Genomic DNA, 15,208 nt, shown 5'->3' with positions numbered 1-15,208 from the left:
CCTTGGCGGTTATGAGCACTCTTGAGCCCGAGCGCGGGGCAGGTACCGGAACCCTCGTGGAGCCGACGCCGCAGGTGTCGAACGGCGACGGCGACCACGAGCGCTACGCCCATTACGTCCAGAAGGACAAGATCATGGCGAGTGCCCTGGAGGGCACCCCCGTGGTCGCACTCTGCGGGAAGGTCTGGGTGCCGGGGCGCGACCCCAAGAAGTACCCGGTCTGTCCCATGTGCAAGGAGATCTACGAGTCCATGGGCGCCGGTGGCGACAAGGACAAGGGCAAGGGCGGCAAGGACAAGAAGTAGTCCGGAACCGTCCGGCGGTCATTGCTTCGGCCCCCGGGGGCGCGCGTCGAATCGCGCCCCCGGGGGCCTTTTGCGTTGCACGGGCTGCTTCCCCGGGTCACAGAGTGGTAGAGACCACTTGTCGGCGTCTGCGTGCGCACCTACTCTCCTGCCAGTTGTGCAGTACGAAACGCACGTTGCGTATGTTGCAACGCCTACCGGTAGAGGTTCCCAGATGAAACTGTCTGCCCGAATTGCCGCCCCGGCCGCGGCGCTTGTGCTGGCGGGTCTCACCGCCACCGGCTGTGCGCCGCAGACGTCCGACACCGGAGCCAAGGGGGACGAGAAGACCGGCACGCTGCGGGTCTGGCTGTTCCAGGAGGTCGGCAACAAGCCCAAGGAACAGGTCGTCGACGCGGCGGTCGCCGACTTCAAGAAGGCGCACAAGGACGCGAAGGTCGAGATCGAGTACATACCGGTCGACACCCGTGCGCAGCGCATCAAGGCGGCGTTCAACGACCCCGAGAGCGCCCCGGACCTCATCGAGTACGGCAACACCGACACCGCCGGATACGTCAAGGACGGCGGACTCGCCGATGTGAGCGCCGAGTTCGCCGCCTGGGACGAGGCCAAGGACACCGACCCGACCGCCAAGCAGTCCGTGACGGTCGGCGGCAAGGTCTACGGAGCCCCGCTCTTCGTCGGCGTACGGGCGCTCTACTACCGCACGGACGTCTTCGAGGACCTGGGGATCGAGGCCCCCAAGACCCAGGCCGAGCTGATCTCCACCGCGAAGAAGATCCACAAGAAGAAGCCGGACCTGTACGGGCTCGCGGTCGGCGGCGCGTACACCTACGGCGCGATGCCGTTCATCTGGGCGGGCGGCGGCGAACTCGCCGACGAGAGCGGCGGCACGTACAAGGCGGCCATCAACAGCGACAAGGCCCGCAAGGGCATCGAGGCCTACACCTCGCTCTTCGGCGACGACAACTGCCCGGCCGCCAAGTGCGCGGCCATGGGCGGCAACGCGACCGTCACCGCGTTCGCCTCCGGCAAGGCCGCCATGGCGATCGGCGGCGACTTCAGCCACACGGCCGTCGAGGCGGGCTCGGTGAAGGGCAAGTACGCGGTGGTGCCGCTGCCCGGCCTCACCGAGGGCTCCGTCGCCCCCGCGTTCGCGGGCGGGAACAACATCGGCGTACTGAAGAGCAGCTCGCACCGCACCCTCGCCGTGGACCTGATGAAGTCCCTGACCGGCAAGCGGACACAGGCGAAGATGTTCGACGCGATGGGCTTCCTGCCGACGTACACCGACGTACGGGCCGCGGCCGCGAAGAAGGAGCTGTTCGTCGAGCCGTTCGTCAGGACGCTCGGCGCGGGCGCGAAGTTCGTCCCGGCCTCGCCGGGCTGGGGCCAGATCGACTCCTCGCTGATCCTGCCGACGATGTTCCAGGAGATCGTCAGCGGCCGCAAGGACGTGGCGAAGGCCTCGGACGACGCCGCGAAGAAGATGGACGCCGCGTTCGCCGACGCGGGCTGACCATGACCGCGAACAGTACGGCGTACAAGGCGCCCGGCACGTCCGGAGCGGGCGGCACCTCCACCCGCCCGCTCCGGCGTCGCCCGGCCCCCTCCGCGCGCCGCTCCGGCTGGACCCCCTGGCTCTACCTCCTGCCCGCACTCGTCCTCCTGGGCGGGCTGCTCGTCTACCCGATCTACCAACTCGGCCTGATCTCCTTCCTGGAGTACACCCAGGCCCAGGTCAGCGGCGGTGAACCGACCACCTTCCAGGGCTTCGGGAACTACGCGACGCTCTTCGGGGACAGCCAGTTCTGGCAGGTGCTCCTGGCGACCGTGGTCTTCGCCGCCGCCTGCGTACTGGCCACCCTGCTCGTCGGCTGCGCCCTCGCCGTCCTGCTGACCCGCATCCGGGCCGTGCCCCGGCTCGTCCTGATGCTGGCCGCGCTCGGCGCCTGGGCGACCCCGGCGATCACCGGCTCGACCGTCTGGATGTTCCTCTTCGACCCCGACTTCGGCCCGGTCAACCGGGTGCTGGGGCTCGGCGACTTCTCCTGGACGTACGGGCGATACAGCGCCTTCGCCCTGGTGCTGCTGGAAGTCCTGTGGTGCTCGTTCCCGTTCGTGATGGTGACGGTGTACGCGGGCATCCGGGCGATCCCCACCGAGGTGCTGGAGGCGGCCGCGCTGGACGGCGCCTCGCAGTGGCGGATCTGGCGGTCGGTCATGGCCCCGATGCTGCGGCCGATCCTCGTCGTCGTCACCATCCAGTCGATCATCTGGGACTTCAAGGTCTTCACCCAGATCTACGTGATGACGGCCGGCGGCGGCATCGCCGGCCAGAACCTGGTGCTCAACGTGTACGCGTACCAGAAGGCGTTCGCGTCCTCGCAGTACAGCCTCGGCTCCGCGATCGGCGTCGTGATGCTGGTGATCCTGCTGGCCGTCACGCTCGTCTATCTGCGCCTGGTGCGGCGCCAGGGGGAGGAACTGTGAGCGCACGGAGCATGCTGCGCATCCGCCGGCCCGGCCGGCTGGCCGCCGAGGCGGCGGCCCTGCTGATCGCCGCCGCGGTCGCCTTCCCGCTGTACTGGATGGTGCTCTCCGCCCTCAAACCGGCCGGGGAGATCCAGTCCACCGACCCCCGCCCGTGGACGCTGTCGCCGTCCCTGGACTCGTTCCGCCGGGTCTTCGGACAGAACGACTTCGGGCGGTACTTCCTCAACAGCCTGATCGTCGCCGGAACGGTCGTCATCGTCTCCGCGCTGATCGCCTTCCTGGCGGCGACGGCCGTCACCCGGTTCAAGTTCCGCTTCCGCACCACCCTGCTGATCATGTTCCTGGTCGCGCAGATGGTGCCGGTCGAGGCGCTGACCATCCCGCTGTTCTTCCTGATGCGGGACTTCGGCCAGCTGAACACGCTCGGCTCGCTGATCCTGCCGCACCTCGCCTTCTCGCTGCCGTTCGCGATCTGGATGCTGCGCGGCTTCGTCAAGGCGGTCCCGGAGGCGCTGGAGGAGGCCGCGTACATCGACGGCGCGAGCCGCGCCCGCTTCCTGTGGCAGATCCTCTTCCCGCTGGTCTTCCCCGGCCTGGTGGCGACGAGCGTGTTCTCGTTCATCTCCACCTGGAACGACTTCCTGTTCGCGAAGTCGTTCATCATCAGCGACACCTCCCAGTCGACGCTGCCCATGGCGTTGCTGGTCTTCTTCAAACCCGATGAGAACGACTGGGGAGGGATCATGGCAGCCTCGACGGTGATGACCATTCCCGTGCTGGTCTTCTTCGTACTCGTACAGCGCCGCCTGGTCTCCGGACTCGGCGGGGCGGTAAAGGACTGACGCCATGGCCACGGACAACGACATGGACCCGACCCCGGCGCCCGCGCACCTCATCCCGGCGCCCGTGCGCACGGGCGGCGAAGGGCGGTGCGGCTTCGTCTTCGACCCGTCCACCACCATCACCGCCGCTCCCGGCACCGAGACCACCGAACGCTGGCTGCGCACCACGCTCGGCGCCGCCTTCGGCCTGCCGCTCGCCCCGGGGGCGGTTGCCGAAGACGGTGAACCGGTCGCGAACACCGTCCGGCTGGCCCTCGATCCTGCGCTGGAGCCGGAGGGCTACCGGCTGAGCACCGGGACCGGCACCGGCGTCGAGATCACCGGAGGCAGCCCCGCCGGGGTCTTCTGGGGCGCGCAGACCCTCCGTCAGCTCCTGGGCCCCGAGGCCTTCCGCCGCGCCCCCGTGCGCCCCGGCGCACGGCGCGCGATCCCCTTCACGGACATCGAGGACAGCCCCCGCTTCCCCTGGCGCGGCATGATGCTCGACGTGGCACGGCACTTCATGGCCAAGGACGACGTCCTGCGCTACCTCGACCTCCTCGCCGCGCACAAGCTGAACGTCTTCCACTTCCACCTCACCGACGACCAGGGCTGGCGCATCGAGATCAAGCGCTACCCCCGGCTCACCGAGATCGGCTCCTGGCGGTCCCGCACCAAGCACGGCCACCGGGCGTCCGAGCTGTGGGACGAGACCCCGCACGGCGGCTACTACACGCAGGACGACATCCGCGAGATCGTCGCGTACGCCGCCGAGCGGCACATCCGCGTCGTCCCCGAGATCGACATCCCGGGCCACTCGCAGGCCGCCATCGCCGCCTACCCCGAGCTGGGCAACGCCGACGTCGTCGACACCACCGCCCTGTCCGTCTGGGACACCTGGGGCATCAACGCGAACGTACTCGCCCCCACCGACAACACCCTGCGCTTCTTCGAGGGCGTCCTCGAAGAGGTGCTCGGCCTCTTCCCCGCCGACACCTCGCCGTTCATCCACATCGGCGGCGACGAGTGCCGCAAGGAGCAGTGGAAGGAGTCGCCGGTCGCCCAGGCCCGGATCGAGGAATTCGGCCTGGCCAACGAGGACGAGCTGCAGTCCTGGATCATCCGGCACTTCGACGCCTGGCTCACCGCGCGCGGACGCCGGCTGATCGGCTGGGACGAGATCCTGGAGGGCGGCCTCCCGGCGGGCGCCGCCGTGTCGTCCTGGCGGGGCTACGGCGGAGGCATCGCCGCCGCCGAGGCGGGCCACGACGTCGTCATGTGCCCGGAGCAGCACGTGTACCTGGACCACCGTCAGCACGGCGGCCCCGACGAGCCGATGCCCATCGGCTTCGTCCGCACCCTGGAGGACGTCTACCGCTTCGAACCCGTACCGGCGGGCCTCTCCGCGGAGGCGGCCCGTCACATCCTGGGCACCCAGGCCAATGTCTGGACCGAGGTGATGCAGAACCGGGCCCGCGTCGACTACCAGGTCTTCCCGCGCCTCGCGGCGTTCGCGGAGGTCGCCTGGTCGCCGCTGCCCGCCTCCGCCGAGCGCGACTTCGCGGACTTCGAGCGCCGGATGGCCACGCACTACGCCCGACTTGACGCCCTGGGCGTCGACTACCGGCCGCCGTCCGGCCCGTTGCCCAGGCAGCAGCGCCCGGGGGTGCTGGGACGACCCATCGACGGGACGCCCCCGAACGTGTGATCCCGGCTGCGGCCGGTTCCCGGCCGGCGTGCTCCGAGAGGGCGCGCCGGCCGGCGCTTTTTGTCCGGAACTCGCCCTGCGGAAACGGAACGCTCGGAGCGGGAAGCAGGGCCGGTGGAGTGGTGGGCCGACGGGCCGGAACAGCGGACCGCGGCGAGGCGCCGCAAGGCGACTTCAGAACAGAACAATCACACCAGGACACCTCCAAGCGCTGCAATTCACACTCTGCGCCGAAGCGGTCCGAAACGGGAACATTCCCCTGATCAGGGATGGATGCGTCCTTCGCGGACCCTCGCGTCGGTCCGATCCGAAGATGTGCCAGAGTTGCCACGTCCAGGCTTTGAGCACGTACCGTACGGCGAAACAGCCGGACAGCCGGGACACCGGGAAGGGGCAGCTGGGTTGACCACGCACGCACCGCAGGCGACGCAGTCCGTGACGCTGCCGGCCTCGCTCGACGAGGCCGTGGCGGCGCTCGGCGCCATGCCCGCCGCCGTTCCCGTGGCAGGCGGAACAGACCTGATGTCGGCCGTCAACAAGGGGCTGCTGCGCCCCTCGGGCCTGGTCGGCCTCGGCCGGATCAGCGAGCTGCGCGGCTGGCACTACCAGGACGGCCACGCCCTGCTCGGCGCCGGGCTCACCCACGCGCGCATGGGGCGGCCCGACTTCGCCGCCCTCATCCCCGCCCTGGCCGCGTCGGCCCGCGCCGCGGGCCCGCCCCAGATCCGCAACGCCGGAACGCTCGGCGGCAACATCGCCACCGCGGCCCCGACCGGCGACGCCCTGCCGGTGCTCGCCGCGCTGGAGGCCGAGCTGGTCATCGCGGGGCCGGACGGCGCCCGCCGCGAGATCCCGGTCTCGCACCTGCTGGCCGGCCGCGACATGCTCGAACCCGCCGAACTCATCGGCTTCGTCCGGGTACCGCTGCTGCACGCCCCCCAGGTCTTCCTGAAGGCCACCGGCCGCACCGGCCCCGGCCGCGCCACCGCGTCCGTCGCGATCGTCCTCGACCCGGCCCGGCGCGGGGTGCGCTGCGCGGTCGGCGCCATCGCGCCGATGCCGCTGCGGCCGCTGGAGGCCGAGCGCTGGATCGCCTCACTGATCGACTGGGACGGCGAACGAGGCCTGGCCCCCGACGCGCTGGCCGCCTTCGGCGAGTACGTCGCGGCGGCCTGCATCCCGGACCAGGTACCGCCCGCCGACGGGGGAGAGGCGCCACCGCTGCCCCCCGCCGTACTGCATCTGCGGCGGACCGTCGCCGCGCTGGCCCGACGCGCGCTGGGGAGGGCACTGTCGTGAGCAACGAGGACCACAACGAACAGCACGGGCAGCAGGAGCACCTGCGGCACGGGAGCTGGGAGCCGACGCCGCAGGGCGGCGAGTACGACGACGGGGCGACCGCCTTCGTCCACCTGCCGCCGGAGGACCTGGCGAACATCCCGCTGGCCGCGCCCGGCCAGGGCTACGTACCGCCGATGATCCTGCCGCTGACACCCGCGGCCGGGCTCGACCCGTCGGCCACGGGCAGCTGGGTCATGCAGACACAGAACCAGCAGGACCGCGGTGCGGGAGCGGAACAGCCTCCCCCCGAGGCGGTCCACTGGCCGGACCCGAACCAGCAGCAGGGCCCGTACGACTACGACTACGAGTACCCGCGGTCCTCCGGCGTCCCGCAGGCCCCGCACGATCCGTACGCGCGGGAGCGGTACCGGGAGACACCGGCGGCCACGGGCCAGTGGAACTTCACCGAGTCCACGGAATTCGGCGTCCACACCGGCCAGACCGACCACACCGGCCAGACCGACCACACGGGCCAGACCGACTACACAGGCCAGACCGACTACACAGGCCAGACGCACCACACGGGCCAGACCGACTACGCGGGCGAGGCCGACTACGCGCGTCACCCTGGTCTCGGCGACCACGCCGGTCACACGGGTCAGGTCGACCACACAGGTCAGGTTGATTACACGGGCCAGGTCGACCACACGGGTCAGGTTGACCACACGGGTCAGGTCGATCTGACCGGTCATGGCGACCACACCGGTCAGAGCGGCCACGTCGACCCCGCCGGCCACGCCAGTCACGTCGACCCCACCGGTCACACCGGTCACACCGGCCACGCCAGCCACGTCGATCCCGCCAGTCACACCAGCCACGGTGGCCACGACAGCCACGTCGATCCCGCCAGCCACGGTGGCCACACCGGTCAGTGGACGATTCCGGTCGCCGACGGCGATCTGCCGGAGGAGTCCGGCGAGTTCGCCGCCTCGGCCCTGGCGGCCCAGTGGTACGGGGACCGCACCCCGCCGGCCACGCTGCCGGGCGGTGCGCCCGCGCCGTGGGCGACGCAGCAGCCGACCCCGGAGCCCGAGCCCGAGGCCGGGCTCCACGCCGGACCCCAGCCCGAGTTCGTGGCGGAGCCCGCCCCCCTGGCGGACATCGAGCCGGAGCACGCGCCGGGAGCCGAGTTCGAGCGGGCCCCCGATCCGGCACCAACCCCCGGGGCCACGCCGGAGGCGGAGCCTGTCGAGGACCGCTCCGTAACTGCTTCCGTAACCGCTCCCGTGACAGCCCCCGGAGCCGACCTCGCGCCGGAGACGGCGCCTGACACTGCCTCCGGCACGGCCCCCGACACCGCTGTGGGCGACGCTCCCGCCGAACACCCGGCGGAGCCCGCGCCCGAGCCCGAGCAGTACCCGGCCGCACAGGCACCGGCGCAGACCCCGTCCGCCGACGAGCCGCACGACGTCGCCTCCGAGGCCGCGTCGCTCCCCTCGGCCGACCCGGTACCGGCGGCCGTCCCCGACACGCCTCCCGCCCCACCGCTGGAAGCGCACGCCTCCGACGGCACAGAGCCTCAGGAACCCCAGCCGACCGACTCCGGAGCGACCGACTCCGAGCCGGTCGAAGCAGGCCAGTCCGAACCAGAGCAGGCCGAACCAGGGCGGGTCGACGCCCAACCGGCCGACTTCCAACCGGTCGAATCCGGCCCGGCCGAGCCCGGACCAGTCGATTCCGAGCCACTCGAATCCAGTCCGCTCGAATCCGATCCGCTCGGCATCCCCGACGAGCACCCCGCCGCCTCCTACGTCCTGCACGTGAACGGCGCCGACCGCCCCGTCACCGACGCCTGGATCGGCGAGTCGCTCCTCTACGTGCTCCGTGAGCGCCTCGGCCTCGCCGGCGCCAAGGACGGCTGCTCGCAGGGCGAGTGCGGCGCGTGCAACGTCCAGGTGGACGGCCGGCTGGTCGCCTCCTGCCTGGTCCCGGCGGCGACCGCGGCGGGCAGCGAGGTCCGTACGGTCGAGGGCCTGGCCGTGGACGGCGAGCCGTCCGACGTCCAGCGCGCCCTGGCCAAGTGCGGCGCCGTCCAGTGCGGCTTCTGCATCCCCGGTATGGCCATGACCGTCCACGACCTGCTGGAGGGCAACCACGCCCCCAGCGAACTGGAGACGCGCCAGGCGCTCTGCGGAAACCTCTGCCGCTGTTCCGGCTACCGCGGCGTCCTCGACGCCGTCAACGAGGTCATCGCAGGCCGCGAGGCGACCCTCGATCCCGCCTCGTCGGACTCCACGTCCCCGGAGCCCGACGAGGCCCGCATCCCGCACCAGGCGGCCCCCGGCGCCGGTAGCGTCCAGCAGCCCCACCCGCAGGACGGAGGCATGGCGTGAGCAACGACGCAGCCACCGCTGCCAACGCGACCAGCACACGGATCACCACCCCGACGGCCGAGGTCCCCGAAGCCGAAGCGCCCGTACTCGGCCTCGGCGTCTCGCTGCCGCCCGCCGACGCGCGCGCCAAGACCGAGGGCACCTTCCCGTACGCCGCCGACCTCTGGGCCGAGGGCCTGCTCTGGGCGGCCGTCCTGCGCTCCCCGCACCCGCACGCCCGCATCCTGTCCATCGACACCTCGGCCGCCGTCGCGATGGCGGGGGTACGGGCCGTCATCACGCACGAGGACATCCCCGGGGAGCGCGCGTACGGCCGCAGGATCGTCGACCGCCCGGTCTTCGCGTCCGACCTGGTCCGCCACCACGGCGAGCCGATCGCCGCGGTCGCCGCCGACCACCCCGACACGGCCCGCCTCGCCGCCGCGGCCATCGCCGTCGAGTACGAGGTCCTGGAACCGGTCACCGACCCGGAGAAGGCGTTCGCCGCCGAACCGCTGCACCCCGACGGCAATCTGATCCGCCACATCCCGCTGCGCTACGGCGACCCGGAGATCACCGGCGAGGTCGTCGTCGAGGGCCTGTACCGCATCGGCCGTCAGGACCCGGCCCCGATCGGCGCCGAGGCCGGGCTCGCCGTGCCCCGCCCCGACGGCGGCGTGGAGATCTACACCGCCTCCACCGACCCGCACACCGACCGCGATCTCGCCGCCGCCTGCTTCGGCCTCGAACCGGAGCGGGTGAAGGTCGTCGTCACGGGTGTCCCCGGCGCGACCGGCGACCGCGAGGAGCCCGGCTTCCAGCTGCCGCTCGGCCTGCTCGCCCTGCGCACCGGCTGCCCGGTCAAACTGACCGCCACCCGCGAGGAGTCCTTCCTCGGCCACTCCCACCGCCACCCGACACTGCTGCGCTACCGCCACCACGCGGACACCGACGGGCGGCTGGTGAAGGTCGAGGCACAGATCCTGCTCGACGCGGGCGCGTACGCCGAGTCCTCGTCCGAGTCGCTGGCCGCGGCGGTCGCGTTCGCCTGCGGCCCGTACGTCGTCCCGCACGCGTTCATCGAGGGCTGGGCGGTCCGTACGAACAACCCGCCCTCGGGCCATGTGCGCGGCGAGGGCGCCATGCAGGTCTGCACGGCGTACGAGGGCCAGATGGACAAGCTGGCCGCCAAGCTTGGCATCGACCCGGCCGAACTGCGCCTGCGCAACGCCCTGTCCACCGGCGACATCCTGCCCACCGGCCAGACGGTGACCTGCCCCGCACCCGTCTCCGAACTGCTCACCGCCGTACAGGACTTCCCCCTGCCCGTTCTTCCCAAGGACGCCCCGGAGGACGACTGGCTGCTCCCCGGCGGCCCCGAGGGCGCGGGCGAACCCGGGGCGGTGCGCCGAGGGGTCGGCTATGCGCTCGGCATGGTCCACATGCTCGGTGCGGAGGGTGCCGACGAGGTCTCCACGGCCACGGTCAGGGTCCACGACGGCATCGCCACGGTCATCTGCGCGGCGGTCGAGACGGGTCAGGGTTTCTCCACCCTCGCCCGCCAGGTCGTCCAGGAGACCCTGGGCATCGAAGAGGTCCATGTGGCATCCGTCGACACCGACCAGCCACCGGCCGGTCCGGCGACGCACGGCCGCCACACGTGGGTGTCGGCCGGGGCGGTGGAACGCGCGGCCAGGATGGTCCGTACCCAGCTCCTCCAGCCCCTGGCCCACAAGTTCGGCATGTCCACGGAGCTGCTGCAGATCGCCGACGGCAAGATCACCTCGTACGACGGTGTGCTGTCCACGACGGTCACGGAGGCGATGGACGGCAAGGAGCTCTGGGCCACCGCCCAGTGCCGCCCCCACCCGACCGAGCCCCTCGATGAATCCGGCCAGGGCGACGCCTTCGTCGGCCTCGCCTTCTGCGCGATCCGCGCGGTGGTGGACGTCGACATCGAGATCGGTTCCGTCCGGGTCGTGGAGATGGCGGTGGCCCAGGACGTCGGCCGGGTCCTCAACCCGTCCCAGCTGGCGACCCGCATCGAGGCCGGCATCACCCAGGGCATCGGCGCCGCCCTCACCGAGAACCTCCGCAGCGCCCGTGGCCTGATCCGCCACCCCGACCTCACCGGCTACGCGCTCCCGACGGCCCTGGACGCACCCGAGATTCGCATCGTCAAACTCATCGAGGAGCGCGACGTGGTGGCCCCCTTCGGTGCCAAGCCCGCCTCGGCGGTCCCGGTGGTGACGTCCCCGGCCGCGGTCGCCGCAGCCGTGCGCGCCGCCACCGGCCGCCCGATCAACCGCCTCCCCATCAGGCCCCAGGCGGCGGTCGCGGCGTCCAACTCCTGAGCCCTGCCCCTGAGCCCCGCCTCCTGATCCCTGCACGAATGGCGTGATCCGGGTTGCACCTGCAACCCGGAAGTGCGCAGTGTCACCGCTGCTCACTAAGGTGAACCCCGAAGCCGAGGGCCGATGCGCTGATCGTCTCTCGCCGAACGGGGGAGGCGCTGTGCGACCGAACGAGCCGGGGGCGAAATCACCGACGTACCCATGGAGTGTCATCGGTGCCGTAGGAGCAGCCGGGGCGATCTCCCCGGGCGCCGCGGGCGAGCTGTTCACCGAACTCTCGTCGTTCACGAAGTTCCGTGACCGCATCGACGGCCTCCTCCACGACCTCAAGACCTCTCCGGCGGGCCCGGGGAAGGTCGGCGAAGACACGATGGGTCGCGAACGGTTCGGCGGCGGCAAGGGCGAATGGTCGGAAGCGGACGCTCTGCACGGCTCGTACTCCAAGGTCATCAAGGAGCTGGAGGAACTGTCCCAACTGCTCTCCGACTCCATCGAGGGCATGAGCATCGCCGTGCTCGGGGCTCATAAGGGCTACGAGAACGTCGACTTGGAGGTCCGCGGCCGCATGGTCGCGATCCAGGACAGCATGAGGGCCCATCACAAGGCCGAGCAGCGCCACACGTCCAACGGCACCGCCTTCTGACACGGGCACTGACGCTGATGTTGTTCTGTGGGCGGATCATGAGGACGGGGAGAGGGACGACGCCATGGGTACGGATTTCGACAAAAAGACGCACGAGCAGATGCTGGAGTGGCTGGACCACGCCAACAGCGGCGAGATGCAGGCCGCGTCGGATCGTCTTGGGAAGGCGGCTTCCGAGATCCGCAAGATCGCCGAGGACTTGAAGGTCCGCCCGCAGTGGGTGGAGTGGAAGGGCCAAGGAGCCGACGCGTTCCGTACATGGAGTGCGGATCTGGCCAATGCGACGCTGCGCCTCGGTGACTACAGCGAGGGCGTCTCCAAGTGGCTCGGCGAGGCATCGAACGCGGTTGCGTCGGCACAGGCATCCATTCCACGGACGGAGGCCGGCGCCCGGGTAAACCTGGAGACGGCTCTCGCGGCACGGAACGATCCGGATGCTTCGGACGTGGCGAGGAAGTCCGCGGAGACGCTGATCGAGTCCGGGAAGAGGAACCGCGACGAGGCGGCCGCGCAGATGCGGAGGCTGTCGCAGACGTACACCTTCTCGTCGTCGCAGATGCTGTCTCTGGAGAAGCCGGTGTTTCCGGCTGTGCCGGGGGTGATCGCGCCACCTGTTGTAGGTGGGCGTGGCGGAACGCAGGGACAGCATCTCGGGACTGGAGCCGGACACGGATCACCTGCGGGATACGCGAGCACGGAGGGGCAGGGCCCAGAAGCAGCGCTCGTGACGGCCTCTTCGGCTGGGGTGGCAGGTCTCCCTTCGCACTCTGTCTCGCCCCCTACGTCCGGGCCGGTGGGTATGGGCATCGACGGGGTGGGCGTGCTGCCGGACACTCAGCCCACATCGGCTGTGAACCCAGCGGCGCCGCCAACCGGGCCAAGGCCTGACAGCGCCCCCTCGCTGAAGCCGGGCATGATTCCGCCTGTTCTCCCTATCAGCCCCTCCGCACCCCGCAGTACGAGCGGGCGAGGAAGACCGACAGGGCTGCCACGTCCACCAGCGTCTGCCCCTGGAGTGACTCCGCCTGGTCCAGGGCTGGTAGGTCGTGCCCCCGGGCCGAACGGGATCACTGGCGGCCGCGTGGTACCCCCAGAATCAGGGCGCTCTGCCGTGGGTATTCCCCGTGGAGCGGTCATCGGCAACGAGAACCCACATGGCACGGCGCCTATGGGACGCGCCCCAGGCATGGGCGGCGGTATCGGTCCCAGAGTCTCTCCGATCACAGGCGGCAGCGCCCGTCGGCCGGCCGGGGAAGCGGGCGGCGTGGTGGGCGGCCGCCAACAGCAGGGGCAAGGGGCCACGCGCCCATTCACCGCTGGAGGGTCCGGTCTGGTGAGGGGCGGAGCCTCGGAAGGCTCGGTGCGTAGAGGCTCCGGGGCGCGCACGACGGGGCGGGACAAGAACGGCGAGCGGCCGGACTATCTGGTCGAAGACGATGAGACCTGGCAGCAAGGTGACCGACGCGTAGTCCCGCCGGTCATCGACTGATCAGCAGTGAACTCACGAAGGACTTGCATGCACATCAGGAGTGAAGGACTGACACGACGGCGATCCGTGGTGGCGGCTGCGCTGGGCCTACTCCTGGTAGGCGGTTCTGCTGTGCCCGCGTTTGCTGACTCCACGCGTTCCATGCAGTGGCATCTCGATGTCATGAAGGCAGACGAGATGTGGAGGACGAGTACGGGCAAGGGCGTTGTCGTCGCTGTGATCGACAGTGGTGTGGACCAGGCGAATCCGGACCTGGTGGGGCAGGTCCTCAAGGGAAAGAACCTGGAGCCGGACGTCAAAGGTGACGAGCACACCGATTACGACGGCCACGGCACGAGCATGGCTGGACTGATCGCAGGAACAGGCCGAAGCAATGGAGGGAACGGTGCGTTCGGGCTTGCGCCGGGAGTCAAGATTCTTCCGGTCCGCATGCCTGAGTCCGGAGTCGGGGCAAATCAAGCGGTCGAGAATGAGGAGTTCAACAAGGTTGCTCCTGTTGCGATCCGCTACGCGGTCGACCGTGGCGCAAAGGTCATCAACATTTCCCTGGGGACGTATGCAGGATCGCAGGCTCTTACGGATTCAGTGAGGTACGCGCTCGACCATGGCTCTTTGGTCTTCGCAGCTGCCGGTAACAGTGGTGAGGGCTCCAACATGGTCGAATACCCGAGTGGAACACCAGGAGTAGTCACAGTCGGCGCTATCGGTCACGACGCGAAGAAAACCGACGAGTCCCAGTACGGGCCGCAGATCGATTTCACGGCACCGGGAATCGACATGGTCCATCCCTGCAAGGGCGGAACTCAGCTGTGCAAGACGAGCGGGACCAGCGACGCCACCGCCATCGCCTCCGCCTCCGCCGCCCTCATCTGGTCGAAGCACCCCGACTGGACCAACAACCAGGTCCTCCGCGTCATGCTGAATACAGTCGGCAAGCCGAAGAGCGGCGCAAAGCGTGACGACTACGTCGGATACGGCGCGGTCCGCCCCCGTATCGCCCTCAAGACCCCGGGCGACCCCGGCCCGCCCGATGTGTACCCGCTCCCCGACCTCGCTGCGGCCGAGCGTAAGAGCCCCAGTGCTTCCCCCAAGTCTTCCAAGGCGACCGGGGGTTCAGAGAATTCCGACAAGTCGGCCGCAGCAGCCCCCGCCTCCGCCTCCGGCGACAGCAACAACACGGGCCTCTGGATCGGTCTGGGTATCGGCGCCCTCGCGCTCATCGGCGCAGCCACGTCAGGCGTGGTCCTCCGCTCCCGCCGCCGTAAGTCCAGCGCCGCATCAGCCCCGCCCGCGTACCCGCACCAGCCCCCGTACCCCAACCCGTACCAGCAACCACAGCCTCAACACCAAACCACACCCACGCCCTTCGGCCCGCCTCCTGCTGCTCCTCCTGGTAGCCAATCATCCTGCGAGGGCCCTCTCAGGTAAGCGATCCCTGTCCGCGGACATCTCGTAGTCGTGCCCTTCATTTCCCCGTGCTCGGTCCCGCGTTCTTGAGGCGAATGCCGGAACTGGGGGCGCTTCGTGACGCGGCGGCCGCACGGCGGAATGCTGTGACACCGAGACAGGACATGCCGGGGATCCGACTCGGGAACGCTGATGGATTTCACCGTCCCCCTTGGATGTCGGCGGCATCGGAAACGCTTCGGTCAGTGCGGGACTTGGTGGTGCCGAGAACTCTGTGATGACTTGTCCAACGGGGACCCCGGCGAACGCCGCGCTGTGTCCCGGGAGAGAAG

General features: G+C 70.2%; 10 protein-coding genes. All 10 read left to right on the top strand.

Annotated features, from left to right (window positions below; genetic code table 11):
• The first annotated feature begins 11 nt into the window (after positions 1–11).
• The 10 genes from GA0115234_RS10265 (at position 12) to mycP (ending at position 14,897) form a co-directional block, all read left to right on the top strand.
• Positions 12–305 carry a DUF3039 domain-containing protein gene (locus GA0115234_RS10265; protein ID WP_072484142.1) on the top strand — a complete coding sequence of 98 codons (294 nt, stop codon included), beginning with the start codon at positions 12–14 and terminating at the stop codon, positions 303–305.
• Between the two features lie 214 nt (positions 306–519).
• Positions 520–1,824 (top strand): extracellular solute-binding protein, encoded by a 1,305-nt coding sequence (locus GA0115234_RS10260; RefSeq protein ID WP_093540589.1) that lies wholly within the window; start codon positions 520–522, stop codon positions 1,822–1,824.
• A gap of 2 nt (positions 1,825–1,826) precedes the next feature.
• Complete coding sequence (locus tag GA0115234_RS10255) at positions 1,827–2,798, top strand: carbohydrate ABC transporter permease (protein ID WP_093540588.1); 972 nt, start codon at positions 1,827–1,829, stop codon at positions 2,796–2,798.
• On the top strand, positions 2,795–3,643 hold the full coding sequence (locus tag GA0115234_RS10250) for a carbohydrate ABC transporter permease (protein WP_093540587.1): 849 nt from the start codon (positions 2,795–2,797) through the stop codon (positions 3,641–3,643). The genes GA0115234_RS10255 and GA0115234_RS10250 overlap by 4 nt, the downstream gene beginning before the upstream one ends.
• A 4-nt stretch (positions 3,644–3,647) precedes the next feature.
• Positions 3,648–5,330, top strand: coding sequence for a beta-N-acetylhexosaminidase (locus tag GA0115234_RS10245; protein WP_176729130.1), 1,683 nt, complete (start codon positions 3,648–3,650; stop codon positions 5,328–5,330).
• A gap of 402 nt (positions 5,331–5,732) precedes the next feature.
• Positions 5,733–6,629 (top strand): FAD binding domain-containing protein, encoded by an 897-nt coding sequence (locus tag GA0115234_RS10240; protein WP_093540586.1) that lies wholly within the window; start codon positions 5,733–5,735, stop codon positions 6,627–6,629.
• Entirely contained in the window at positions 6,626–9,004 is a 2,379-nt protein-coding gene (locus tag GA0115234_RS43340; protein ID WP_256088699.1) for a 2Fe-2S iron-sulfur cluster-binding protein, read from the top strand. Before GA0115234_RS10240 ends, GA0115234_RS43340 begins: the two co-directional genes overlap by 4 nt.
• Positions 9,001–11,337 (top strand): xanthine dehydrogenase family protein molybdopterin-binding subunit, encoded by a 2,337-nt coding sequence (locus tag GA0115234_RS10230; protein ID WP_093540585.1) that lies wholly within the window; start codon positions 9,001–9,003, stop codon positions 11,335–11,337. Before GA0115234_RS43340 ends, GA0115234_RS10230 begins: the two co-directional genes overlap by 4 nt.
• 160 nt (positions 11,338–11,497) lie before the next feature.
• Entirely contained in the window at positions 11,498–11,980 is a 483-nt protein-coding gene (locus GA0115234_RS10225; protein ID WP_093540584.1) for a hypothetical protein, read from the top strand.
• Between the two features lie 1,516 nt (positions 11,981–13,496).
• The gene (gene mycP / locus GA0115234_RS10215) at positions 13,497–14,897 is read left to right on the top strand and encodes a type VII secretion-associated serine protease mycosin (RefSeq protein ID WP_093540582.1); all 1,401 of its coding nucleotides are present in this window, start codon (positions 13,497–13,499) and stop codon (positions 14,895–14,897) included.
• Positions 14,898–15,208 lie beyond the last annotated feature (311 nt).

The organism is Streptomyces sp. DvalAA-43, from assembly GCF_900091725.1.
GTDB classification, from domain to species: Bacteria; Actinomycetota; Actinomycetes; order Streptomycetales; family Streptomycetaceae; genus Streptomyces; species Streptomyces pulveraceus.
This window is presented reverse-complemented; position numbering and strand designations above follow the sequence as displayed.

Excerpts from the sequence above, each read along its gene's own strand:
- GA0115234_RS10265 (WP_072484142.1), top strand. The coding sequence starts at position 12 with ATGAGCACTCTTGAGCCCGAGCGCGGGGCAGGTACCGGAACCCTCGTG.
- GA0115234_RS10260 (WP_093540589.1), top strand. The coding sequence starts at position 520 with ATGAAACTGTCTGCCCGAATTGCCGCCCCGGCCGCGGCGCTTGTGCTG.
- GA0115234_RS10255 (WP_093540588.1), top strand. The coding sequence starts at position 1,827 with ATGACCGCGAACAGTACGGCGTACAAGGCGCCCGGCACGTCCGGAGCG.
- GA0115234_RS10245 (WP_176729130.1), top strand. The coding sequence starts at position 3,648 with ATGGCCACGGACAACGACATGGACCCGACCCCGGCGCCCGCGCACCTC.
- mycP (WP_093540582.1), top strand. The coding sequence starts at position 13,497 with ATGCACATCAGGAGTGAAGGACTGACACGACGGCGATCCGTGGTGGCG.